A 21,060-nucleotide genomic window follows, 5' to 3' on the forward strand; every position below is an offset into this window, starting at 1 on the left:
CGGCGCTACCGGGCCGCGCGCAGCTCGCGCGGCAGCCAGCCGAAGCTGTCGGCGCTGACGCCGGTGGAGGGGCGGTACTCCAGGCCGATCGAGCCCGTGTAGCCCGCGGCGCTGAGCCGGGCGAAGAGGTCCTCGAAGTCCAGCTCGCCGGTGCCGGGCTCGTTGCGGCCCGGGTTGTCGGCGATCTGCACGTGGCCGATCCGGTCCGCGTGGGTGTCGATGACCGCCGCCAGGTCCTCGCCGTTCCTGGCCAGGTGGTACAGGTCGCAGAGGAACCCGGCGTTCCCCAGACCGGTGGCGGCGTTGACCTTGTCGACCACCTCGACCGCGGCGGCCGCGGAGACCAGCGGGTAGGCCGGGGACTCGGCCTTGTTGAGGGCCTCGATCAGCAGGATCGCGCCGATCCCGTGCGCCGCCTCGGCGGCGAGCACCAGGTTCTCCAGCGCCAGCGCGTCCTGCTCGGCCGGCTCGACGCCCTCGATCCGGTTGCCGTACAGCGCGTTGAGCGCGGTGGCGCCGAACGAGGCGGCGAGCTCCGCGGCGACCGGGACGTTGGCGCGGAACCGCTCCTTCTCGGACGGGACCGAGACGGTGCCCCGGGCGCCCTGGCTGAGGTCGTCCAGGAAGTTGAGCCCGGTGAGCCGGACGCCCGCGTCGCCGAACGCCTTGCGCAGCGCGTCCAGTTCGGCCTGGCTCGGGTTGTGCTCGGTGCCGAAGGGCCACCAGAGCTCGGCGGCCGTGAAGCCGGCCGCGGCCGCGGCCGCGGGGCGCTCCAGCAGCGGGAGTTCGCCGAACAGGATCGACAGGTTGACCGTGAAGCCGTGCTTGGCAGCCGCCGTCACGTCCATCACCTCTCACTCTCTCTTCCTTCATCCGCAACTTCCACGATCCGGAAGAGGGATTCTGTGTGGTGGAAGCATCTCCGGCCCGGCGAGCGAGTGTCAAGGCTGCCGCAACATTTTGTTGAAGTAGCCCGGACCCGCCCGCCGGCCGGGCCGGCCGCTGTTCGATCGCCCAGGCCCTGCCCCCCGCCCACCCCCGCTCGATACAGTGAGCACGTGCGATTGATGGTGGAGTTCACGACAGAACCGTTCGAACTGGACACGTTCCCGGAGCACGCCGCCGCGGCCCGCAAGGTCGTCGACGAGGCCGGCCTGGACGTGTCGGTCGGCCCCTTCGGGACCGGCGCCGAGGGCGAGGCGGAGCAGGTCCTCGCCGCGGTGACCCGACTGCTCCGGGAGACCCTGGACGCCGGGGCGACCCGCATCTCGGTCCAGGTCAGCCTGCTGGACGAGGAGGGCGGTACGCCGTGACCGAGCAGCACGTGGACCATCCCCTCGCCGCGGCGGTCAAGCCGCTGCTGGACGCGGTCGGCGCGACGCCCGTCCCGCTGGACGAGGCGAAGGCCGAGGACGTCGTCCTGGAGTGGGAGGGCACTCCGGCCCTGGCCGTCCGGTTGCCGCACCTGAGCAGCGCGCTGGACCGGCTGCTGGCCGAGATGACCCGACAGTTCGACGGCCGCCCGCTGGCCGAGCTGGACCGCTGGGAGAAGCAGCGGGTCGTCGCCCTCCTGGAGGAGCGCGGCGCCTTCACCGTCCGCCACGGAGTCGAGACGGTCGCCTCGGCCCTGGGCGTCAGCCGCTTCACCGTGTACAACTACCTGAACCGCCAGGACAGCTCGAAGCCGTCCTGAACGGACCGCGAAGCCAGTGACCCCGCCGGTATGGAGAGTGTGGATCCGTCCGCGGCGGGGCACACTTGGCGAATCGCACACGAAAGGGCCCCGCACCGGGGGCCGGTTCAAAACGTAACCACCAATCGTTCAACAAACTGTTGACGGCTGGGTGGGGTCGATCTAGCTTTTCCGGGTGGCACCACTCTTCAGGAGGTCCACTCGTGACCAACCACCCCCACGCCCTTGACGCCCTGGCCGCGGCCGATGCCGCGGAGCTGGAAGGGATCCTGCTGGAGGTATGCTCCAGCCCCCGTTGGGCCGCCGCCGTCGCGGAGGCCAAGCCCTGGTCCAGCCGTGAGGCGCTGCTCGCCGCCAACGCGGCGGCGATGGCGGGACTGACCGTCGCGGACCTGCGCGACGCGATGGCCGGACACGCCCGGATCGGACAGCCCAAGCCGGGCGACGCCACCTCCGAGCGCGAGCAGGCCGGCATCCAGGGCGTGGACCAAGCGGTCCTCGACGAACTGCACGAGGCCAACGCCGCCTACGAGGCCAAGTTCGGCCACGTGTTCCTGATCTGCGCGACCGGCCGCACCGCGACCACCATGCTCGCCGCCCTGCGCGAGCGCCACCCCAACGACCCCGCCACCGAGGCGGAGATCGTCCGGGGCGAGCTGCGCAAGATCAACGACATCCGGCTCAACCGCCTCCTCGACGCCTCCTGACTCATCGTCAAGAATGCTTCGTGGGCGGCCGCACGTTGCGCCCGTCGTGAATTGACGCACCATCACCTCTGCCATCAGTAAGGTCACTTCACCCATGACTGGCATCTCCACCCACGTGCTCGACACCAGCCTCGGCCGCCCGGCCGAGGGTGTCCCGGTCGAGCTCGCACTGCACACCGAGGGTGGCTGGCAGGTGCTCGGCGCCTCCGCCACGGACTCCGACGGCCGGGTCAAGGACCTGCCGGCCGTGGAGGCGGGCTCGGTCGTCCGGCTGCTCTTCGACACCGCCGCGTACTACGCGCGCAAGTCCGAGGAGCCGCCGTTCTTCCCCGAGGTCTCGATCGTCTTCACGGTCGCGCCCGCGCAGCACCACTACCACGTGCCGCTGCTGCTGAACCCGTTCGGATACTCGGTCTACCGCGGAAGCTAGTAGACCGACCTTGAAGCTTAGGAGCCTGTCATGGCCCACGTGCTCGGTCAGAACCAGTACGGCAAGGCGGAGAACCGCATCGTCCGGGTCTACCGCGACTCCACCCGGCACGAGATCAAGGACCTGAACGTCTCGGTCTCCCTCCAGGGCGAGTTCGAGGACGTCCACCTCACCGGGTCCAACGCCAACTGCCTCCCCACCGACACCACCAAGAACACCGTCTACGCCTTCGCCAAGGAGTACGGCATCGACTCGGCCGAGGCCTTCGGCATCCTGCTGGCCCGGCACTTCGTCGACGACACCGAGCGCGGCGTCGTGCACAGCGCCCGGATCCGGATCGAGGAGTACGCCTGGGACCGGATCAAGACGCCGGACAGCTCGGCCCGCTTCATCGGCTCGGAGGAGGTCGGCCACTCCTTCGTCCGCAACGGCCAGGAGACCCGCACCACCGAGGTCGTCTACGACGGCGAGAAGGTCCAGGTCATCTCCGGCCTGAAGGACCTCATCGTGATGAACTCCACCAACTCGGAGTTCTGGGGCTACATCAAGGACAAGTACACCACCCTGCAGGAGGCGTACGACCGCATCCTCGCCACCCAGGTCACCGCCCGCTGGAAGTACGGTTACAGCGGCCGCGACGGCGAGGCCCAGCCCAACTGGAACCGCTCCTACACCCACGTGAAGCGGCACATGCTCGAGGCCTTCGCCGAGACCTACTCCTACTCGCTGCAGCAGACCCTGCACTCGATGGGCACCCGGGTCCTCAACAACCGCGCCGAAGTCGACGAGGTACGCCTCGAACTGCCCAACAAGCACCACTTCCTCGTCGACCTGGAGCCCTTCGGGCTCAAGAACGAGAACGAGGTCTACTACGCCGCGGACCGCATGTACGGCCTGATCGAGGGCACCGTGCACCGTGAGGGCGTCGTCCCGGTCATCCCGGTCGTCTGACCTCCCCCGCAGCGCCACCGCTCCACCGCTCCACCCCGCTCATCCCCCGGACTCCGCCCGGAGTCGCCGCACCTCCGGCCCGCACGGGCCGGTCGAGACCGGGCGGACCGCACCACCCGCACCACCTGTTTCTCCACCCCCACCAACCGGAGTTCGTGTCTGCCTCGCGGCGGCCGGCCCGGGGCACTGGAGAAGCACCCCGAGGGATCCTTGCTCCGCCGTCCCGCCCTCGGGAGGTCTCCAGCGCCACGGGCGCGCCGGGAGCCACGGGCACAAGAGGGGCTCGACATGGCACCCAGCAACACCAGCAGTAACGACGGCGGTTCCACCCCTGCAAGAACCCCAGGTCCGGACGGCGCCTCAACCCGCCTCCCCGGCGAGCCGTCCGGGTCCGGAACCCATCCCGGTACCCACCCCGGTATCCACCCCGTGGACGAGGTGCTGCCCCCGGTGAAGCTGTTCTCCACCGGGCTCCAACACGTCGCCGCGATGTACGCGGGAGTCGTCGCACCCCCGCTCATCGTCGGCGCCGGCGTCGGACTCTCCGCCTCGCGGGAGTCGCGCCCATGATCGCCATCGCCAACGAACACGGACCGAAGGACGCCCTCCCGGTGATCTTCGGAGCGGTGATCGTCGCGGGGGCCCTGTGCTTCCTCGCGGCGCCGTACTTCTGCAAGCTCATCCGGTTCTTCCCCCCGGTCGTCCAGGGCACCGTGATCACCCTCATCGGGGTGTCCCTGCTCCCGGTGGCGGTGAACTGGGCGCGCGGCGGCTCGCCAGGCGCCCCCGGGTACGGCTCCATGCGGGCCATCGGCCTCGCCGCGATCACCCTCGTCGCGGTGGTGCTCTGCAACCGGCTGCTGCGCGGCTTCTGGCAGCAGCTGTCCCTGCTCATCGGTCTGGCGTTCGGCACCCTGATCGCCTTCCCGCTGGGGCTGGCCGACTTCGGCGCGGTCCGGGACGCGAAGGTCTTCGCGCTCCCCTCCCCGTTCCACTTCGGCGGGCCCGCGTTCGACGTCGCCGCGATCGTCTCGATGTGCATCGTCATGGTGGTCTCGATGACCGAGTCCACCGCCGACATGCTCGCCCTCGGCAAGATCGTCGAGCGCGAGGCCGACGAAACCACGCTCGCCGCCGGTCTGCGGGCCGACGGACTGGCCACCGCGATCAGCCCCGTCTTCAACGGCTTCGCCGCCAGCGCCTTCGCCCAGAACATCGGGCTGGTGGCACTGACGAAGATCCGCAGCCGGTTCGTGGTCGCGGCCGGCGGAGGCATCCTGATCCTGCTGGGGCTCTTCCCGGTGCTCGGTTCGGTCGTCTCCCTGGTGCCGCAGCCCGTCCTCGGCGGTGCCGGGATCGTGCTCTTCGGCACGGTCGCGGCGAGCGGGATCCGCACCCTCGCGGAGGCCGGCATGGAGTCCAGCGCCAACACCATCCTGGTGTCGGTCTCGCTCGGTGTCGGCATCATCCCGATCGCCGTGCCGAACTTCTACGACTCCTTCCCGGAGGCCGTCCGGACCCTGATGCACTCGGGGATCTCGGCCGGCTGCGTGATGGCCGTCCTGCTCAACCTGCTCTTCCACCACGTCGGAGCCGCCCGGGCCGGATCCGGGTCCGCCTCCGGGCCCGGATCCGGGTCCGCAGCGGGATCCGCAGCCGGATCCAGATCCGGTCAGGCCTCCGACGCGACGGTGCCGACGGCGACACCGTCCTGACCGGTCCGGGCAGGGGCGCGCACCATGAGGTGCGCGCCCTTCCCGGCCCTCCCCCATAGGAGTGACACCATGGCAGTCCAGCCCCCTCCCGCCGACCAGCGGATCGTGATCGAGAACGTCGCGATCGCCACCGTCGACGCCGCCGACACCGAGTACGCCCGCGGCCACGTGGTCATCCTCGGAAACCGCATCGAGTCGGTCGGCGACGGCCCCGCCCCGAACTGGCTGGACAACGTGGTGCGCCGGATCAACGGCGAGGGCCACCTGATCACGCCGGGCCTGGTCAACACCCACCACCACTTCTACCAGTGGATCACCCGGGGCCTCGCCCAGGACGACATCCTCTTCGACTGGCTGGTCGCGCTCTACCCGACCTGGGCCCGGATCGACGAGAAGCTCGTCCACGCCGCCAGCCAGGGCTCGGCCGCCGCCCTGCTCAAGTCCGGCTGCACCACCGCCTCGGACCACCACTACGTCTTCCCCAAGGACGGCGGGGACGTCCTCGGCGCCTCGATCGAGGCCGTCCAGGAGCTCGGCCTGCGCTTCACCGCGCTGCGGGGCTCGATGGACCGCAGCAAGAAGGACGGCGGGCTGCCGCCGGACCACGCCGTCGAGGAACTGGACGACATCCTGGCCGCCTCCGAGGCCGCCGTCGACCGCTACCACGACTCCTCCTTCGGCTCGATGCTGCACGTCGCGATCGCGCCCTGCTCGCCGTTCTCGGTCTCCACCGACCTGCTCCGCCAGTCCGCCGAACTCGCCCGCCGCAAGGGCGTCCGGCTGCACACCCACGGCTCGGAGACGGCCGAGGAGGAGCAGTTCTGCAAGGAGCTGTTCGGCATGGGGCCGACCGACTACTTCGAGTCGGTGGGCTGGCTCGGCGAGGACGTCTGGATGGCGCACTGCGTCCACATGAACGACTCCGACATCGCCAAGTTCGCCGAGACGGGTACCGGCGTGGCGCACTGCCCGTCCTCCAACGCCCGGCTGGCCGCCGGCATCGCCCGGGTGCCGGACATGCTCAATGCCGGCGTACCGGTCGGGCTCGGCGTCGACGGCACCGCCTCCAACGAGTCCGGCGAGCTCGGTACGGAGCTGCGCAACGCGCTGCTGATCAACCGCCTCCACGGCTACCCGACCGCGCTGACCGGCCGCCAGGCGCTGCGGCTCGGCACCATGGGCGGGGCCCGGGTGCTGGGGCGGCAGAACGAGATCGGCTCGATCGAGGCCGGGAAGCTGGCCGACCTCGCGCTGTGGAAGATCGACGGGATCATGCACTCCTCGATCGCCGACCCGGTCGCGGCCCTCACCTTCGGCGCGCTGCCGCCGCTGGCGGTGCTGTTCGTCAACGGCAACGCCGTGGTCGAGAAGGGCGAGCTGACCACCGTCAACGAGGACCGGATCGCCCGCGCCTGCGCCCGGGCGGCCAAGGAGCTCGCCTCCCGGCCGGTGTGACGTTCGGCGGTTCGACCATTCGGCTGATTGACCGTCTGAGCTGTTCGGGCGGTCCTTCGGCTCCGTGACTCCGGGGCGCCCAGGGACGGTGCGCGCCCGGACTCCGCGCTCCTTCGGGCGGCGGACAGATGTCAGCCGACAGATTTCATCATCTGTCATCTGTTGTCCGTCATCTGTTCGCTGTCATCGATGCGCGGACCGCAGCCCCGGATCCACGGCGAGGGTCCGGGGCTGTGGCGCGTCCGGGAGGGGCCCGCCGTCTCACCCGGTCGAGCGTCGCGCGGCCGGGACCTTTGGGCCAGGGTGTCGGCCAGGACCGTCGCCAAGAACAGCCGACGGGTGACAGATGACAGATAACAGATGACGAAATCTGTCAGCTGTCATCTGTCACCCGTCGGCGCCAGCCTGACCCCAACCCCTCAGGCCGTGCGCCCCAGCGTCGCCAGGTAGGCGCGCCAGCCGCCGTGGTGGGTGATCTCGCGGTGCACGCCGCGCTCGAGCTCGCCCCGGGCGAGCAGCATCGACAGGCACGCGGAGCCGTCCGCCAGCTCGATCACGCCGAGCTCCAGCTCCCGGGGCTCGCCGGGCAGGATGACATCCCGCAACCGCTCCAGGCTGACGTCGTACAGTTCGCCCTCGATCGCGCTGTCGACGGCCGGGTCGGCCAGCAGCCCCGGGCAGACGTCCGTCCCGCCGCTGTGGTCGATGGAGAAGAAGCGGTATCCGGGTGCGGTGCGGACCGGGCCGATCAGGGCGTCGGCGACCTTGTCGTGGAACGGTCCGCCGACCATCGCCTGGCCGTTGAAGAAGATGCGCGCCATCAGTGAACTCCTCGGAAAGAAAAGACCGTTCCGTACGACGACGAGAGGACAGGTGGATTCGTCGCCGTACGGAACGGAGCAAAGGGCGGCGGAACTGCTACAGCCCGGCGGGCGGCAGCGGAGGCGCCGGCGGATAGATTGGTGCTCAGCCCAGCAGGGGAAGCGCGGGGAGGGTCAGGAAGTCCGCGAACTCCTCGGCCAGGGCGACCCGTTCGAAGAGCTGGGCGGCCTCGCGCCAGCGACCGGCCTCATAGGCCTCGGCGCCCGACTCGGCGCGGAGCTCGGTGAGTTCGGTGGCGACCAGGCTGCGGACCAGCTCGGCGGTGGCCTTCTCGCCGGTGTCGGAGAGCACGACCCCGTTGTGGATCCACTGCCAGATCTGCGAACGGGAGATCTCGGCGGTGGCGGCGTCCTCCATCATGTTGAAGATGCCGACCGCCCCGAGCCCGCGAAGCCACGCCTCGATGTAGCGGATGCCGACCTGGACGGCGTTGTGCAGCCCGGCGTGGGTGCAGGTGCCCCCGGCGCCCGCGATGTCGAGCAGGTCGGCGGCGGTGACCGGCTCGGCCGGACCGGGGTTGTCCTTCTGGTTGGGCCGCTCGCCGAGCACCGCGTCGAAGGAGGCCCGGGCGACCGGGACGAGGTCCGGGTGGGCCACCCAGGAGCCGTCGAAGCCGTTGCCGGCCTCGCGGTCCTTGTCCGCCTTGACCTTTTCGAAGGCGGCGGCGTTGACCTCCGGGTCCTTGCGGCTGGGGATGAACGCGGCCATGCCGCCGATCGCGTGGGCGCCGCGCTTGTGGCAGGTCCGCACCAGCAGCCGGGTGTAGGCGGCCATGAACGGCGAGGCCATGGTGACGCTGTTGCGGTCCGGCAGGATGTAGTGCTCGCCGGCGTCGCGGAAGTTCTTGACGATCGAGAACAGGTAGTCCCACCGCCCGGCGTTGAGGCCGGCCGCGTGGTCGCGCAGCTCGTAGAGGATCTCGTCCATCTCGAAGGCGGCGGTGATGGTCTCGATCAGCACGGTGGCCCGGACGGTGCCGTGCGGGATGCCGAGTGCGGCCTGGGCGTGGGTGAACACGTCGTTCCACAGCCGGGCCTCGAGGTGGCTCTCGGTCTTCGGCAAGTAGAAGTACGGGCCGGAGTTCGGGTCCTCGGCGCCCTTGGCGAGCAGCCGGGCGGCGTTGTGGAAGAAGTACAGGCCGAAGTCGACGAACGCGCCGGCCACCGGGACGCCGTCGACCAGCAGGTGGTTCTCGTCCAGGTGCCAGCCGCGCGGGCGGACCACGACGGTGGCGAGTTCGGCGGCGGGCTTGAGGGTGTAGGCCTTGCCGGCCGAGCTGGTGAAGTCGATCCGGCCCTCGAAGGCGTCGATCAGGTTGACCTGGCCGCTGACCACGTTCTCCCAGGTCGGAGAGGTGGCGTCCTCGAAGTCGGCGAGCCAGATCCTCGCACCCGAGTTGAGGGCGTTGATGACCATCTTGCGGTCGGTGGGGCCGGTGATCTCGACCCGGCGGTCCTGGAGGGCCCGCGGCGCCTCGGCGACCTTCCAGTCCCCGGCGCGCACGTCGGCGGTCTCGGGGAGGAAGTCCAGCGTGCCGGTGCGGGCGATCTCCGCGCGTCGGGCCTTCCGCCTGGCCAGGAGCTCCTGCCGGCGGCCCTCGAAGGCGCGGTGGAGGCCGACGACGAAGGCGACCGCCTCCGGAGTGAGCACCTCCTCCGCCCGGTGGACGCGCGGACCGGCGACAGTGACGACCGGAGCGGCGGGGGAGGCGCCGACGGGCCCCTGATCTGCAGCCATGAGCAGGACACTCCTAAGACGGTTGAGCCTGGCGAAGGGAGCTCCGGTGGGAACTTCCTCGGGAACTTCCTCGATCGTTACCCGCCTGTCGGCGAGTTCGATTCTGTAAAGTGGAGACTAGTTTCCGCGATACAGAATTTCAACGGTTTGTTGAAGAGGTCGCCGGGACTCTACTCCTCCCCGACAGCGAAGGGAACGCCGGTGGTTGCGACCCCCGACACAGCATCGACGACAGGCGCCGACCGCGCGAGCGGCGGCGTGCAGTCCGTCGAGCGCGCCTTCCAACTCCTGGAGGCACTGGCCGACTCCGGCGGGGTGGCCACCCTCAGTGAACTCTCCAGCAGTTCCGGCCTCCCGATGCCGACCATCCACCGACTGGTTCGTACCCTCGTCCAGCAGGGCTATGTCCGCCAGGACACCGCGCGCCGCTACACCCTCGGCCCCCGGCTGATCCGCCTCGGCGAGACCGCCGGCCGCCTGCTCGGCAGCTGGGCCCGCCCGTACCTGGCCGAGCTCATGGAGGCCACCGGCGAGACCGCCAACCTGGCCGTGCTGGAGGGCGGCGAGGTGGTGTACGTCGGGCAGGTGCAGTCGCGGCGCTCGATGCGGATGTTCACCGAGGTCGGACGGCGGGTGCAGCCGCACTGCACCGGCGTCGGCAAGGCACTCCTCGCCCAGCTCCCCGAGGACGAGGCGCGGGCGATCCTGGGCCCCAACCCGCTGCCCGCCCACACCGAGTACACCGTGACCGACCCGCAGGAGCTGATGGACCAGCTCGCCGAGGCGCGCGAGCGCGGGTACGTGGTCGACGACCAGGAGCAGGAGATCGGCGTCCGCTGCATCGCGCTCGCGGTGCCGGGCGCGCCGGCCCCCACCGCCCTGTCGGTGTCCGGCCCGGAGGCGCGGATCCGAGCGCTGGAGGAGCAGGCGGGGGCGTCCTCGCTGGTGCCGGTGATGCACCAGATCGCAACCCGGCTCGGGCAGGTCCTCGCTCCCTGACGGAACGTCAGTCCACTTGCCCAGCCGCCTGTTCCACGGCGGTCGTGGCGGCGGTCGCGCGGTATCGCCGCTGGCCCGGGCGTGCCGGGTGTGCCGACCGGCGGGTCCGGCGGGATTGCGCTCGGCGGGTCCGGCGGAATGCGCAGCCCGGACGACCGGACGGACGCAACAACCGGCAGCCGTTCGCCCGGAAGTGGTCGTACGGCTGCCGGTTCCTGAGAGCGGCTGGTCTGCGGGCTACGTGCGCTCGGCGTCCGCGCTCAGCGGTAGACGCGCACGTAGTCGGCGGCGAAGGTGATCGGGGTGTTCCCCTGCGGCGCCGGGTGGTACTTGCCGGCGCTCACCGAGAGGTTGAGGATCAGGTACGCCGACCAGTTGGCGCCCACGCCCGTGCCGTCGGAGAAGACCTTGACGCCGTTGACGTACCAGTCCACCGAGTTGGCGCCGTAGTGGGTGCCGATGGTGACCCAGCCGTCGTTCGCGATCGTCTTGGCGTTCTTGTAGAACAGGTGGTCCGGGTTGACGTGGTTGGTCAGTTCCAGCGTGCTCGGGTTGTCGGCGTGGTACTCGAAGGAGTCGATCTCCCCGTGCGAGCCGCTGGTGCCGTTCCAGGTCCACAGCGCCGGCCAGGCTCCGGTGCCGGACGGGAGCTTGACTCGCGTCTCGGCGTAGTCGCCGGTCTTCACCTGGAAGCCCTCCTTGGAGTGGCTGTGGCTATGGCTGTGGCTGTGGCTGTGGCTGTGGCTGTGGCTGTGGACCGCACCGTGGCGCGCGGGGCGGCCCGAGTCCGCCCGGTCGGATAAATTGGAAGCCTGGCATTTTCCGCGGTGCACAAGTGCACCGAGTCCGATGTGCCGGCCCGTACGCCCCGCACGATCCGCCCGCTGCTCCCGAGAAGAGGTCCCGCCCCACCATGACCGCGTCCCTGCCCGCCTTCGCCGGCCGTACCTACGTCTTCCGGGTCGACAACGGCGCGGCCTTCCGCAACACCTACTCGGCCGACGGCACGCGGCTGCGCTGGGAGGGCCTCGGCGAGTCGGCGGGCCAGTGGGAGGACGTGCGGCTGCACGTCGCCGAGATCGCGCCGGAGATCTACTTCGTCAGCTGGACGGAGCAGAGCGGGATCACCGTCAGCCACGTGATGGACCTCAACGCGCTGACCGTGCGGGCCTTCTGGACCTTCGAGGGCGAGGGCGGCCGGGTCGGCCAGCTGCACACCGGGACGCTGGAGCGGGTGGCCTGAGCGGTGTGACGACGACGAAACCGGAGCCCCGGGACCCGACGCTGCCCCATGGGTCCCGGGGGTTCGGTTCGTTCTCGCCGGGCGCGGGCCGCCGTCAGACGGTCTGGCCCTGCGGGCTCGGCTGGCCCTGCTGGTTCGGCTGGTTCGGCACCTTGAGGTGCTGGGACAGCCACTCCAGCGAGGAGGGCAGCAGCGCACTCCAGGTCTCGAAGTTGTGGCCGCCGTTCTCGAGCATGCTGTACGAGACCTTCATCGGGCTGTGTACCGCGTCGATGAACGCCTCGGTGTCCTGCTTGTAGTTGCCGTCGCCCTTCTTGGTGCCGGCCAGCAGGAGGGAGATGTTCGGCTGCGGCAGGTTCTTCAGCCGCCACATCAGGTTGGCCTCGTCGCGGCGCTGCTTGCTGCCGCCGAAGAGGTCACCGGTGGTCGGGTCGTCCGCGGCCTCGTAGTACGCGGACAGGGCGACGGCGGTCGGGAAGACGTCCGGGTGGCGCATGGCCAGCTTGACGGCGCAGTAGCCACCGGTCGAATTGCCCATGAAGGCCCAGGCCTGCGGGTCGGTCGAGACCCGGTAGCTCGCCTCGATCGCCGAGGGGACGTCCTTGGTGAAGTACGTGTCGGACTGGGCGCCGCCCGGGATGTCCTCGCACTCGGTGTCCTGCGGCAGGGCGGGCGAGGGGCGCATCAGGACCATGACGGTCGGCTGCATCCTGCCCTCCTGCAGCAGCTTGAGCGCCGCGCCCGGGTAGTTGAACCGGGTGATCAGGTTCTCGGCGATTCCCGGGAACCCGGTGCTGACGATCACGGCCGGGAACTGCTTCTGCGCGTACTCCGGCTGGAAGTACTGCGGCGGCAGGTAGACGTACGCCTCGGTCGACAGCCGGCTCTCCTTGCCGTCGATCCGGACCTTGCGGATCTCGCCGGACCGGCTGGGCTCACGGCCCATCGCGCCGCCGCCCTTGACCGAGGCCTGGCCGATGGTCTCCACCATGAGGCGTCCGGAGGCGTCCGCCTTGTTGTGGATCACCACCGGTCCGGTGCTGCCGGTGCCCAGCAGGTCGTCCCAACTGCTGTAGAACGCGAAGTAGTTGTTCGCCACCAGGCCGAGCGCGGCGAGCACGGCGAGCTGGGTGGCGAGCAACGTGCCTATCCGGCCGAGCACCGCTTGCCAGCTCTTCCTGGCGAGTCTGGGCCACAGCCAGACCGTGCCGATCATCATCACGACCGCCAGCAGTACGGCCAGCGCCAGCACCTTGTGGCTCGTCAGACCCATGTCCCAGTTGCTCCCACGCCTCGAACTCCACGCCCCCTCCGCTCAGGGACATCCGAGGAGGTCACCCCGGTTCCCCCACCGGGGCGCGAGGACCAACCCTAGCGGGAGCTGGGAGGAAGCTGATGGGGGGCTGGAGGGTGCCGAGGAGGGGCGACCGACCGACAGGTTTCAGCTGACAGATTTCGAAATCTGTCAGCTGAAACCTGTCAGCCTGCCAGCCACCCGGCGCCGACCGCTACCCCTCGTCCACCCGCTCCCAGAGCCGCAGCCCCGCCGTGAGCTCACGCATGCAGCGGGCGCCGAGGTCCTGCGGGGAACCCGGGCCGGCGACCGGGGCGTCGGAGTCGGCCCACTGCTCCAGGGCCACCCGGATCGCCGCCGTGGCCGCGGCGGCGGCCAGCCGGATCTCCAGCGGATCGGCGCCGTCCGGGCAGCGCGCGGCCAGCACGGACCGCAGCCGCTCCTCCGATCCCGCGTGGACGCGCTGCCAGGTGCCGTCCAGCCGCGGGTCGCGCAGCAGGCTGCGGGTCCAGTGCATCGCCTCGACGGCCTCTTCGTCGGCCGGAGTCAGCGACGCGACCGCCGAGCGTTCCAGCGACTGGCGCAGCGGGAGGTCGGTCGAGCTCTCGGCCAGCAGGTCCACCCAGCGCTGTCCGCCCGCCGCGAGCAGCGGGGCGACGGCGTCCTCCTTGACCGAGAAGTAGCGGTAGAAGGTGCGCAGCGAGATGCCTGCGGCGGCCGCGATCTCCTCGGCGGTGGTCGACTCCGCGCCGCGCTCGGCGAAGAGCGCGGCGGCGGTGCGGGCGATCTCCAGCCGGGTGGCGTCACGGCGGCGCTGGGTCAGGGTCGGGCGTCCGGTCACAAGGGTCAGCGTACGCAGCCGGACGCCGTCGGGACGCATTGCGCCGTTCTGTCACATCAAGACTTTTTGGCACGTTGTGCCACATAGGCGTAACGTGCCTATCGAGGTCGAGAGACCACGATCGAAGGAGTACCACCATGGAGCGCTTCAGCGGACGGAACGTCCTGATCACCGGCGGCGGCTCTGGCATCGGCCAGGCCACCGTGCACCGGATCCTCGCCGAGGGCGGGAAGGTCGTCGCCGTCGACGTCAACGAGGAGGGCCTGAAGAAGACCCTGGACCACGCGACCGCCGACGGCACCGCCGATCGTCTGACCATCCAGGTCCTGGACGTCTCGGACGAGGCCGCCGTCGTCACCGGCGTGGCCGGGGCGATCTCGGCGCTGGGCGGCCTGGACGTCCTGGTCAACGCGGCCGGCATCCTCCGCTCCTCGCACACCCACGAGACCACCCTGGAGTTCTGGAACAAGCTCCTCGCGGTGAACCTGACCGGCACCTTCCTGATGACCCGCGAGGCGCTCCCCGCGCTGCTCGCGAACGGCCGGGGCGTGGTGGTCAACTTCAGCTCCACCTCCGCGACCTTCGCCCACCCCTACATGGCCGCGTACGCCGCGACCAAGGGCGGCATCCAGTCGTTCACCCACGCGATCGCCTCGGAGTACTCGAAGCAGGGCCTGCGCGCGGTCTGCGTCGCGCCGGGCAGCATCGACAGCGGCATGACCAACGACCCGGGCCTGCCCGCCGACGCCGACTTCAGCCTGCTCGCCAAGCTCTCCCCCGCCCTCGGCCAGGGCTTCGCGGGTCCGGAGACGGTGGCCGGCGTGATCGCCATGCTGGCCTCCGACGACGGTGCCTTCGTCACCGGCACCGAGCTCCGCATCGACGGCGGCACCCACATGTGACCCGTCGGTCCGGTCGAGCGCGGGGCCCGTGCCCTCCCCCACCGGGCACGGGCCCCGCCTGCTTCCTCCGGGCGCTCGGCTCCTCGACCGGCCGGTCCGGCTGACGGAGCCGTCGCCGTACAGCCGTGCGGCTCCGTCAGCCGGTCCGGGCCCGGGCGTGACGGCCGCGCGGTGGCACCGTGCCCTGCCGGGCGTCCCGGTGGGCGGCGAGGGCGTTGCCCACCGCGGCGACGGCGGCCCCGATCAGCAGCAGGGCCACCACCAGCAGGAAGCACGCCCCCGCGACCCGGCGGTAACCGCCGTGCCCGGCGGGGTCGAGGAACGGGTACGGGTACCAGTCGACGGCGTGGCCGCGGGTCAGCGCGTACACCAGGTAGACCAGCGGGAACGCCAGCCAGCCGAGCACCGCGGCGGGGCGAACGCGCCGGGCGGGCGGGTCGAGCAGCCAATCGGCGAGCACGACGAGCGGCACCGCGCGGTGGACCACGTCGTCCACCCACGGAATCACCAGCAGCGCGGGGTACTTCGCCAGCAGCGTGCCGTAGGCCAGCCCGGTGATCACCAGGTAGAGCACCACCGCCCCGCGCACCGCGTCCGGCACCGGCCGGCGGCCGGTCAGCCCGGCCCAGCCGCCGTAGGCCAGGACGGCCATCCCGGCGAGGTTGCTGAGGTTGGTGAAGTAGCTGAAGAAGTTCACCACCCCGGTGCCGTCGGTCGCCGCGTGGTAGCCCGAGAAGCAGAGGGCGACGGCGAGGAAGGCCGCGACGGCGAGCCGGGCGGGAGCGAGCCACGAGTGCATCGTCGAAACCGCCTCTCTGGGGCGTGGTCCGGGCAGGGGCTACTCGGATTCAAACCCCGTCGAGCGGGCTCGGCCACAGGAGGAGCACTGCCCGGGCCGCCCCGGCTTCAGGGCGTGCGCCACTCGGCGGCGAAGGCGGCCGCCGGGTTGGCGACCAACAGCCGGTCGGGCAGCTCGGGCCCGAAGGTGCGGGCCAGCCGCGGGGCGAGGTCGGTGAGCAGCCGGGCGGGGCCGCCGAGCGCGCGGGCGGTGCGGGTGGTCGTGTCGGCGCCGAGCAGCAGTCGGTCGGTGTGGCCCGCCTCGACCAGGTCGGCGATCACGTCGAAGGCCTGGAGGTCGGCGGGGTGTCCGATCCGGGACGGGCTGTCGAGGGCGAGGAACACGCCCTCGGCGGCGAGGCTGCGGTGCAGTGCCCGGTCTGTGAAGCGGGTGAGGTGGCCGAGGACGATCCGGTCGGGGCTGACTCCGTGCCGTCCGTGGAGCCGGCGCACGACGCCGTGTGGGTCACCGTCGGGTTCGAGGTGGACGGCGATCGGGGCGCCGGTGGCGTGGTGCGCCTCGGCCGCGGCGGCCATCGTCCGGCGGGTGTGCCCGGTGAGCGGGCCCGCGTCGTCGGCGATCTTGATCAGGCCCGGTCGTACGCCCTCGGGGGCACCGGGGAGACCGGTGGTGAGCTCGGTGACGAAGCGCTCGGCGAGGTCGGCGTACGGGGCGGGGGCATGACTGGAGCCGGAATCGGCGCTGGGGTCGGGGTCGTCCAGGTTCGGGAAGCGGCCCGGGAAGTAGTGGGCGGTCTGGTGCGCGCCCGTGGCGGCGACGACCTGGACGCCGGTCGTGCGGGACAGCTCGGCGAGGGCGTCCGCGCCCCGGCCCATGCCCCACGGGGTCCACTGGACGAGGGTGCGGCCGCCGGCGGCGGCGTAGGCGCGCAGCACGTCGGCGGCGGGGGCCGATTCGTCCAGCTCCTGGTCGGGGAACCGGGGGCTGCGGATGAAGAGGTGGTCGTGGGAGTCGGTGAGGCCCAGCTCGGCGGGGTCGAGGTCGCCGAGGACGGTCCGTACGGCGCGGGTGGTGGGGACGGCGGTCATGCGCCCTCCTCCGGGGTGCCCGCCTCCGCGAAGGTCGCGGTGGCGACCCGGAGACCGGCCAGGGCCTTGGGGACGCCGACGTACGGCGCGAGGTGGACGATCACCTCGATGATCTCCTCGCGCGTCATTCCGATCCGCAGGCTGTTGCGGACGTGGTCGGCGAGCTGCGGCTCCACGCCGCCGAGGGCGGTGAGCGCGGCCAGGTTGGCGATCTGGCGGTCGCGCAGGGCGAGGCCGGGGCGCTGGTAGGTACCGCCGAAGAGGCTCGTGACGATCCAGTCGGCGAAGCCGGGGGCGAGTCCGTCCAGGCCGCCGAGGGTGGTGGCGGCGACCGGGCCGGCGAGCTCGGCGAGCAGGGCGTAGCCGGCTTCGCGGTCGAGCGGGGCGGGGGTGAGGTCGGCGGGGGTCATGGCGGCGGGCCGGGTGGGCATCGGAGCTGTGGGCATCGGAGTGGTGGGACCTTTCACCAGCGGCGGCCGGTCGGCAGCCGGTCGAGTTCGGGGCGGGACAGGTGCAGCACCCGGTAGCGGGTGCCGGGCGCGTTCTCGGGGGCCGGGCCGTGCCAGAGGGCGAGACTGAGCAGCTCCCAGCGGCTCGGATCCACGGCGACGGCGGCGGTGTGCAGGGCGGGCTGCGCGGGGCGGTCGGCGAGTTCCCCCGGTTCGGCGAGTCCGGCGAGTTCCCCGAGTTCGGCGAGTTCGGCGAGTTCGGCGAGAGCCCGGTCGATGGCCTCGGCCGGGTCCGCGGTCTCCGGGAGCCGTACGGTCGTGCGGGTCGCGGTGGTCGGGGTGTCGGTCCGGGTGCCCTCGATCAGGCCCGCGCCGATCCAGTGCCGGACGGCGGGACGGCCGAAGTCGGCGCTCAGGCCACGGAAGCCCGGGCCCCAGAGGAAGGCGTTCATGCCCTCCGCGGTGCGCCAGAGGTAGAACGGCGCGTACTGGTTGACCGGTGAGCCGTCCTGGCCGCGCTCGCGGACCAGGTACGCCTTGAGGCCGAGCCCGGGGTGGGCGTCGAGCAGGTGGCCCTTGTCGGCCACGCGCTTGTGGATGATGCCCATGTCGTAGTCGGTGGGGAGGGTGATCTCGTACTGCATGGCGTGCACGGCGGGCTCCTGGGCTCGGGCGGCTGGTGGCATGCGTCGGGCGCTGACCGCTCGGTCCCGGGCGGTCGGCGTCGGGCGAGGTGTGGTGGGAGCCCGTCAGACCTGGCGGTGGGCGGCGAGTAGGCCGAGGGCGCCGCGGACCGCCTGTTCGAAGGGTTCGGCGCTGGCCGCGGCGCGGGCCAGGACGTAGCCACCCTGGATGACGGCGACCACGGCGGCCGCGGTGTCCGCCGGGTCGAGGCCGGGGGCGAACTCGCCGTGCGCCCGGCCCTCGGCGATCAGTTCGGCGATCCGGCCGCGCAGCCAGTCGAAGGTCTCCTCGACCGGGGCGCGCAGCTGCGGGTCGGCGACGACGTCCGGATCCTGGGCCATCCGGCCGATCCGGCAGCCGCGCAGCACCTCGCGGTCCCGGTGCAGGTAGGCCGCGATCCGGTCGTACGCGGTGCCACGGGCGGCGAGGTCGGCCTCGGCGGTGGCCCGCATCTGCTCGGCGCTGCGGCGCAGGGCGGCGGCGGCGAGGTCGGGCTTGCCGGTGAAGTGGTGGTACATGCTGCCCTGGCCGACGCCGGAGCGCTGCTGGATGGCCTTGGGGCTGGTGCCGACGTAGCCGCGCTCCCAGAGGAGGTCCTGGGTGCTCTCGATGAGACGGTCCTGGGTGCTCATGGGAATCACTGTACATACCAGTAGGTACAGAGGGGAAGGGGATTTTCCCAAGCAGGCCGCACCGCGTCGGAGGGCGCCGGAAGACGCCGGGGAGCGCCGGAAGGACTGAGGGCCGTGCGCCGCCCCCCGGCGGCCACGGCCCCTCGACCGTTCGTCATCCCCCGTGCCACCGTTGGGCATTCCGCCGCGGCCGGTGGCGCGCGTCACGTCACCTACGGTGGCGGGTGCACACCGGGTAGGGGTGCGCGGCGCATTGCGCGGGCGGGCGGCACCCGGCCGCCCGCGCGGGCGGGCCCAGAGGGTTCACAGCGGACGTCACCGCCCGATCACCAAAGGCGTTGCGACAGGACCCAGTTCGCAGCGAGGGCTTGATCGGACCCAGCCGGCTGGCAAGATGTCCGGCATGAGCTACCTCGCCGCGGATGACCGCTATGCCTCGATGACCTACCGGAAGGCCGGCCGCAGTGGCGTGCAGCTGCCCGCCGTCTCGCTCGGACTCTGGCACAACTTCGGTGACGCCCAGCCACTGGACGTGCAACGGGCGGTGCTGCGCCGGGCCTTCGACCGCGGAGTCACCCACTTCGACCTGGCGAACAACTACGGTCCGCCGTACGGCAGCGCGGAGCGCAACTTCGGCTACCTGTTCGCGCAGGACTTCCGGCCGTACCGCGACGAGCTCTTCATCGCGACCAAGGCCGGCTGGGACATGTGGCCCGGCCCGTACGGCGACGGCGGCAGCCGCAAGTACCTGCTGGCCAGCCTGGACCAGTCGCTGGGCCGGATGGGCCTGGACTACGTCGACGTCTTCTACTCGCACCGCCACGACCCGGACACCCCGCTCGAGGAGACGATGGGAGCCCTGGACAGCGCGGTCCGCTCGGGCAAGGCCCTGTACGCGGCGATCTCCAACTACCCGGCGGAGCAGCACCGGGAGGCCGCGGCGATCCTGCGCGAGCTGGGGACACCGGTGCTGATGAACCAGTCGGCGTACTCCATCCTCAACCGGCACGCGGAGGAGGCCGGGGTGCTGGACGCGGTGGGCGACACCCAGACCAGCCTGATCGCCTACTCGCCGCTCGCCCAGGGGCTGTTGACCGATCGTTACCTCTCGGGGCAGGTGCCGGCCGGTTCCCGGATGTCGGTCGGCAGGTTCCTGAGGGAGGAGGTGCTGACCGGGCCGCAGCTGGAGCAGCTGCGGGCGCTGGCCAAGGTCGCCGAGCGTCGCGGGCAGACCCTGGCGCAGCTGGCGCTCTGCTGGGTACTGCGGGACCCGCGGGTGGTGTCGGTGATCATCGGGGCGAGCAGTGTCGCCCAGCTGGACCAGAACCTGAACGCGCTGGCCGCTGGGCCGCTGACGGAGGACGAGCTGGCGGAGATCGACCGGCTGAGTCTCTGAGGGAGGGCGACGCCCGGCGGGTGACAGATGACAGCTGACAGATTTCGAAATCTGTCAGCTGTCATCTGTTAGCTGTTTTCTGTCAGCTGTTTTCTGTCAGCTGCCTTCTGTCAGCTGTTACCCGTTCGCCGCTCAGCCGGCCGGCGTGTACTTGTACCCGACCCGACGGACCGTCACGATCGAGTCCCGGTAGGCCGGTCCGAGCTTGCGGCGCAGCCGGGCGACGTGCACGTCGACCGTGCGGCCGTCCCCGACGTGGCCGTAGCCCCAGACCGCCGAGACCAGGTGGTCCCGGGTGTGCACCCGCTGCGGGTGCTCGGTGAGGTGGGCCAGCAGCTCGAACTCCAGGTACGTGAGGTCGAGCAGCCGCCCGTCGACGTACGCGTTGCGCCGCTCGGTGTCGACGGTGATGCCGCGTCCGGCCGGCCGGACCGACCGGACCGCGCCCGGGGCGGCGGGTCCCGCCATGCCGACCGGTGCCGGCGCCGGCACCGGGTTCTCGGCCGGCACCAGCACCAGGTACCCGACCATCGGGTGGCCGGCGGCCCCGCCGGCCTGAGCGCCGTACTGGGCGAGCAGGCCCTGCGGCAGCACGCCCTGCGGCAGGGCGGCGACGACGGTCGCCCCCGCCGGCAGTGCGGCGAGCAGCGACGCGGGCGCCGGCGGTACGACCGCACCGGGCTGCGGCCCGACGGCCGGGACCACCCCCGGGCGGCTCGGCCCGACGACCGGGGAGCCGGCCGGGACGGTGGGAACGGCGGAGACGGACGGGACGCTGGAGGGAACGGCGGTGACGGGGGGAACGGACCGGACCGCGCGCAGATGCGGGGTCGCGGTGGGCAGGGGAAGGGTGGCCGTGGAGGAGGAAGACATGGTGTGCCGCTCATTTCGCGCGTGACGGACGGGGTGGAGTCGTCTGCGCGTCGACCGGGCGCACTGCCGGAGCTGGACCGGGCGGAGCCGGGTTCAGCGGGCGGAGGGCCGGGACGCGCGGGGCGAACCCGGACACGTCTGATCGAACAGGTGCGGCTGCCGGGACGGCCAGAACGGCTCGAGGTCGTGGCGACCCCGTCGGCCGTCCGTGCCGAGCCCGGCGCGGAGACTGCTGGGGCGGACGGTGTTCACTGGTGGTTACTCCGCGAGGCGGGGCCGGTCGGGCCGGT

Annotated in this window: 22 protein-coding genes and 1 pseudogene; 11 read left to right on the forward strand and 12 right to left on the reverse strand. The window is 71.5% G+C overall.

Annotated features, from left to right (window positions below; all coding sequences use genetic code 11):
* Window positions 1-5 precede the first annotated feature (5 nt).
* Complete coding sequence (locus ACWCYO_RS02030) at window positions 6-848, reverse strand: TIM barrel protein (protein ID WP_449783138.1); 843 nt, start codon at window positions 846-848, stop codon at window positions 6-8.
* Window positions 849-1,067: 219 nt separating this feature from the next.
* On the opposite strand from ACWCYO_RS02030, the gene ACWCYO_RS02035 reads away from it, so the two are divergent.
* The 7 genes and pseudogenes from ACWCYO_RS02035 to ACWCYO_RS02065 all read left to right on the forward strand — a co-directional run bounded on the left by ACWCYO_RS02035 (window position 1,068) and on the right by ACWCYO_RS02065 (window position 6,951).
* Window positions 1,068-1,313, forward strand: coding sequence for a thiamine-binding protein (locus tag ACWCYO_RS02035; protein WP_402815750.1), 246 nt, complete (start codon window positions 1,068-1,070; stop codon window positions 1,311-1,313).
* Complete coding sequence (locus ACWCYO_RS02040) at window positions 1,310-1,693, forward strand: helix-turn-helix domain-containing protein (RefSeq protein WP_449783051.1); 384 nt, start codon at window positions 1,310-1,312, stop codon at window positions 1,691-1,693. Before ACWCYO_RS02035 ends, ACWCYO_RS02040 begins: the two co-directional genes overlap by 4 nt.
* Before the next feature lie 203 nt (window positions 1,694-1,896).
* Window positions 1,897-2,400, forward strand: coding sequence for a 2-oxo-4-hydroxy-4-carboxy-5-ureidoimidazoline decarboxylase (gene uraD / locus ACWCYO_RS02045; RefSeq protein ID WP_449783052.1), 504 nt, complete (start codon window positions 1,897-1,899; stop codon window positions 2,398-2,400).
* 94 nt (window positions 2,401-2,494) lie between these two features.
* Complete coding sequence (gene uraH / locus ACWCYO_RS02050; protein WP_270142180.1) at window positions 2,495-2,830, forward strand: hydroxyisourate hydrolase; 336 nt, start codon at window positions 2,495-2,497, stop codon at window positions 2,828-2,830.
* Window positions 2,831-2,860: 30 nt separating this feature from the next.
* Window positions 2,861-3,781: a factor-independent urate hydroxylase gene (gene pucL / locus ACWCYO_RS02055; protein WP_270142182.1), complete on the forward strand. Its 921-nt coding sequence runs from the start codon at window positions 2,861-2,863 to the stop codon at window positions 3,779-3,781.
* A gap of 288 nt (window positions 3,782-4,069) precedes the next feature.
* Window positions 4,070-5,496: pseudogene (locus ACWCYO_RS02060) on the forward strand (nucleobase:cation symporter-2 family protein).
* 69 nt (window positions 5,497-5,565) lie between these two features.
* Window positions 5,566-6,951, forward strand: coding sequence for an 8-oxoguanine deaminase (locus ACWCYO_RS02065; RefSeq protein WP_449783053.1), 1,386 nt, complete (start codon window positions 5,566-5,568; stop codon window positions 6,949-6,951).
* A gap of 419 nt (window positions 6,952-7,370) precedes the next feature.
* Here ACWCYO_RS02065 and ACWCYO_RS02070 read toward each other — a convergent pair whose 3' ends face one another.
* Window positions 7,371-7,772 carry an allophanate hydrolase-related protein gene (locus tag ACWCYO_RS02070; protein ID WP_270142185.1) on the reverse strand — a complete coding sequence of 134 codons (402 nt, stop codon included), beginning with the start codon at window positions 7,770-7,772 and terminating at the stop codon, window positions 7,371-7,373.
* A 145-nt stretch (window positions 7,773-7,917) separates the two neighbouring features.
* Window positions 7,918-9,570, reverse strand: a complete 1,653-nt coding sequence (gene aceB / locus ACWCYO_RS02075; RefSeq protein ID WP_449783054.1) for a malate synthase A — start codon at window positions 9,568-9,570, stop codon at window positions 7,918-7,920.
* Window positions 9,571-9,771: 201 nt separating this feature from the next.
* On the opposite strand from aceB, the gene ACWCYO_RS02080 reads away from it, so the two are divergent.
* Window positions 9,772-10,569, forward strand: coding sequence for an IclR family transcriptional regulator (locus tag ACWCYO_RS02080; protein ID WP_449783055.1), 798 nt, complete (start codon window positions 9,772-9,774; stop codon window positions 10,567-10,569).
* Window positions 10,570-10,829: 260 nt separating this feature from the next.
* Here ACWCYO_RS02080 and ACWCYO_RS02085 read toward each other — a convergent pair whose 3' ends face one another.
* Window positions 10,830-11,255 (reverse strand): glycoside hydrolase family 16 protein, encoded by a 426-nt coding sequence (locus tag ACWCYO_RS02085; protein ID WP_449783056.1) that lies wholly within the window; start codon window positions 11,253-11,255, stop codon window positions 10,830-10,832.
* 227 nt (window positions 11,256-11,482) lie between these two features.
* On the opposite strand from ACWCYO_RS02085, the gene ACWCYO_RS02090 reads away from it, so the two are divergent.
* Entirely contained in the window at window positions 11,483-11,812 is a 330-nt protein-coding gene (locus tag ACWCYO_RS02090) for a phenolic acid decarboxylase (RefSeq protein WP_270142192.1), read from the forward strand.
* 94 nt (window positions 11,813-11,906) lie between these two features.
* Here the strand turns inward: ACWCYO_RS02090 and ACWCYO_RS02095 are convergent, their stop codons facing one another.
* Window positions 11,907-13,085, reverse strand: a complete 1,179-nt coding sequence (locus ACWCYO_RS02095) for an alpha/beta hydrolase (protein WP_270142194.1) — start codon at window positions 13,083-13,085, stop codon at window positions 11,907-11,909.
* Window positions 13,086-13,320: 235 nt separating this feature from the next.
* Window positions 13,321-13,947 (reverse strand): TetR/AcrR family transcriptional regulator, encoded by a 627-nt coding sequence (locus ACWCYO_RS02100; RefSeq protein ID WP_449783057.1) that lies wholly within the window; start codon window positions 13,945-13,947, stop codon window positions 13,321-13,323.
* 137 nt (window positions 13,948-14,084) lie between these two features.
* Between ACWCYO_RS02100 and ACWCYO_RS02105 the strand changes: the two genes are divergently transcribed.
* Window positions 14,085-14,849 carry an SDR family NAD(P)-dependent oxidoreductase gene (locus ACWCYO_RS02105; protein ID WP_449783058.1) on the forward strand — a complete coding sequence of 255 codons (765 nt, stop codon included), beginning with the start codon at window positions 14,085-14,087 and terminating at the stop codon, window positions 14,847-14,849.
* A gap of 136 nt (window positions 14,850-14,985) precedes the next feature.
* Here the strand turns inward: ACWCYO_RS02105 and ACWCYO_RS02110 are convergent, their stop codons facing one another.
* The 5 genes from ACWCYO_RS02110 to ACWCYO_RS02130 all read right to left on the reverse strand — a co-directional run bounded on the left by ACWCYO_RS02110 (window position 14,986) and on the right by ACWCYO_RS02130 (window position 18,501).
* Window positions 14,986-15,648: a Pr6Pr family membrane protein gene (locus ACWCYO_RS02110; protein WP_270142199.1), complete on the reverse strand. Its 663-nt coding sequence runs from the start codon at window positions 15,646-15,648 to the stop codon at window positions 14,986-14,988.
* Between the two features lie 107 nt (window positions 15,649-15,755).
* The gene (locus ACWCYO_RS02115) at window positions 15,756-16,736 is read right to left on the reverse strand and encodes a phosphotriesterase family protein (protein ID WP_270142200.1); all 981 of its coding nucleotides are present in this window, start codon (window positions 16,734-16,736) and stop codon (window positions 15,756-15,758) included.
* A complete protein-coding gene (locus ACWCYO_RS02120; RefSeq protein WP_270142202.1) occupies window positions 16,733-17,182 on the reverse strand; it encodes a carboxymuconolactone decarboxylase family protein in 450 nt (149 codons plus the stop codon). Before ACWCYO_RS02120 ends, ACWCYO_RS02115 begins: the two co-directional genes overlap by 4 nt.
* Before the next feature lie 17 nt (window positions 17,183-17,199).
* On the reverse strand, window positions 17,200-17,838 hold the full coding sequence (locus ACWCYO_RS02125; RefSeq protein WP_449783059.1) for a DUF4865 family protein: 639 nt from the start codon (window positions 17,836-17,838) through the stop codon (window positions 17,200-17,202).
* Window positions 17,839-17,934: 96 nt separating this feature from the next.
* Window positions 17,935-18,501: a TetR/AcrR family transcriptional regulator gene (locus ACWCYO_RS02130; RefSeq protein WP_270142205.1), complete on the reverse strand. Its 567-nt coding sequence runs from the start codon at window positions 18,499-18,501 to the stop codon at window positions 17,935-17,937.
* A gap of 403 nt (window positions 18,502-18,904) precedes the next feature.
* On the opposite strand from ACWCYO_RS02130, the gene ACWCYO_RS02135 reads away from it, so the two are divergent.
* Window positions 18,905-19,897, forward strand: coding sequence for an aldo/keto reductase (locus ACWCYO_RS02135; RefSeq protein WP_449783060.1), 993 nt, complete (start codon window positions 18,905-18,907; stop codon window positions 19,895-19,897).
* Between the two features lie 132 nt (window positions 19,898-20,029).
* On the opposite strand, the gene ACWCYO_RS02140 is transcribed toward ACWCYO_RS02135, so the two are convergent.
* The gene (locus ACWCYO_RS02140) at window positions 20,030-20,770 is read right to left on the reverse strand and encodes a winged helix-turn-helix domain-containing protein (protein ID WP_449783061.1); all 741 of its coding nucleotides are present in this window, start codon (window positions 20,768-20,770) and stop codon (window positions 20,030-20,032) included.
* Window positions 20,771-21,060 lie beyond the last annotated feature (290 nt).

It is taken from the genome of Kitasatospora sp. NPDC001683 (assembly GCF_053596495.1).

Excerpts from the sequence above, each read along its gene's own strand:
- ACWCYO_RS02030 (WP_449783138.1), bottom strand. The coding sequence starts at position 848 with ATGGACGTGACGGCGGCTGCCAAGCACGGCTTCACGGTCAACCTGTCG.
- ACWCYO_RS02035 (WP_402815750.1), top strand. The coding sequence starts at position 1,068 with ATGGTGGAGTTCACGACAGAACCGTTCGAACTGGACACGTTCCCGGAG.
- uraH (WP_270142180.1), top strand. The coding sequence starts at position 2,495 with ATGACTGGCATCTCCACCCACGTGCTCGACACCAGCCTCGGCCGCCCG.
- pucL (WP_270142182.1), top strand. The coding sequence starts at position 2,861 with ATGGCCCACGTGCTCGGTCAGAACCAGTACGGCAAGGCGGAGAACCGC.
- ACWCYO_RS02065 (WP_449783053.1), top strand. The coding sequence starts at position 5,566 with ATGGCAGTCCAGCCCCCTCCCGCCGACCAGCGGATCGTGATCGAGAAC.
- ACWCYO_RS02070 (WP_270142185.1), bottom strand. The coding sequence starts at position 7,772 with ATGGCGCGCATCTTCTTCAACGGCCAGGCGATGGTCGGCGGACCGTTC.
- aceB (WP_449783054.1), bottom strand. The coding sequence starts at position 9,570 with ATGGCTGCAGATCAGGGGCCCGTCGGCGCCTCCCCCGCCGCTCCGGTC.
- ACWCYO_RS02090 (WP_270142192.1), top strand. The coding sequence starts at position 11,483 with ATGACCGCGTCCCTGCCCGCCTTCGCCGGCCGTACCTACGTCTTCCGG.
- ACWCYO_RS02095 (WP_270142194.1), bottom strand. The coding sequence starts at position 13,085 with ATGGGTCTGACGAGCCACAAGGTGCTGGCGCTGGCCGTACTGCTGGCG.
- ACWCYO_RS02105 (WP_449783058.1), top strand. The coding sequence starts at position 14,085 with ATGGAGCGCTTCAGCGGACGGAACGTCCTGATCACCGGCGGCGGCTCT.
- ACWCYO_RS02110 (WP_270142199.1), bottom strand. The coding sequence starts at position 15,648 with ATGCACTCGTGGCTCGCTCCCGCCCGGCTCGCCGTCGCGGCCTTCCTC.
- ACWCYO_RS02115 (WP_270142200.1), bottom strand. The coding sequence starts at position 16,736 with ATGACCGCCGTCCCCACCACCCGCGCCGTACGGACCGTCCTCGGCGAC.
- ACWCYO_RS02120 (WP_270142202.1), bottom strand. The coding sequence starts at position 17,182 with ATGCCCACAGCTCCGATGCCCACCCGGCCCGCCGCCATGACCCCCGCC.
- ACWCYO_RS02130 (WP_270142205.1), bottom strand. The coding sequence starts at position 18,501 with ATGAGCACCCAGGACCGTCTCATCGAGAGCACCCAGGACCTCCTCTGG.
- ACWCYO_RS02135 (WP_449783060.1), top strand. The coding sequence starts at position 18,905 with ATGAGCTACCTCGCCGCGGATGACCGCTATGCCTCGATGACCTACCGG.
- ACWCYO_RS02140 (WP_449783061.1), bottom strand. The coding sequence starts at position 20,770 with ATGTCTTCCTCCTCCACGGCCACCCTTCCCCTGCCCACCGCGACCCCG.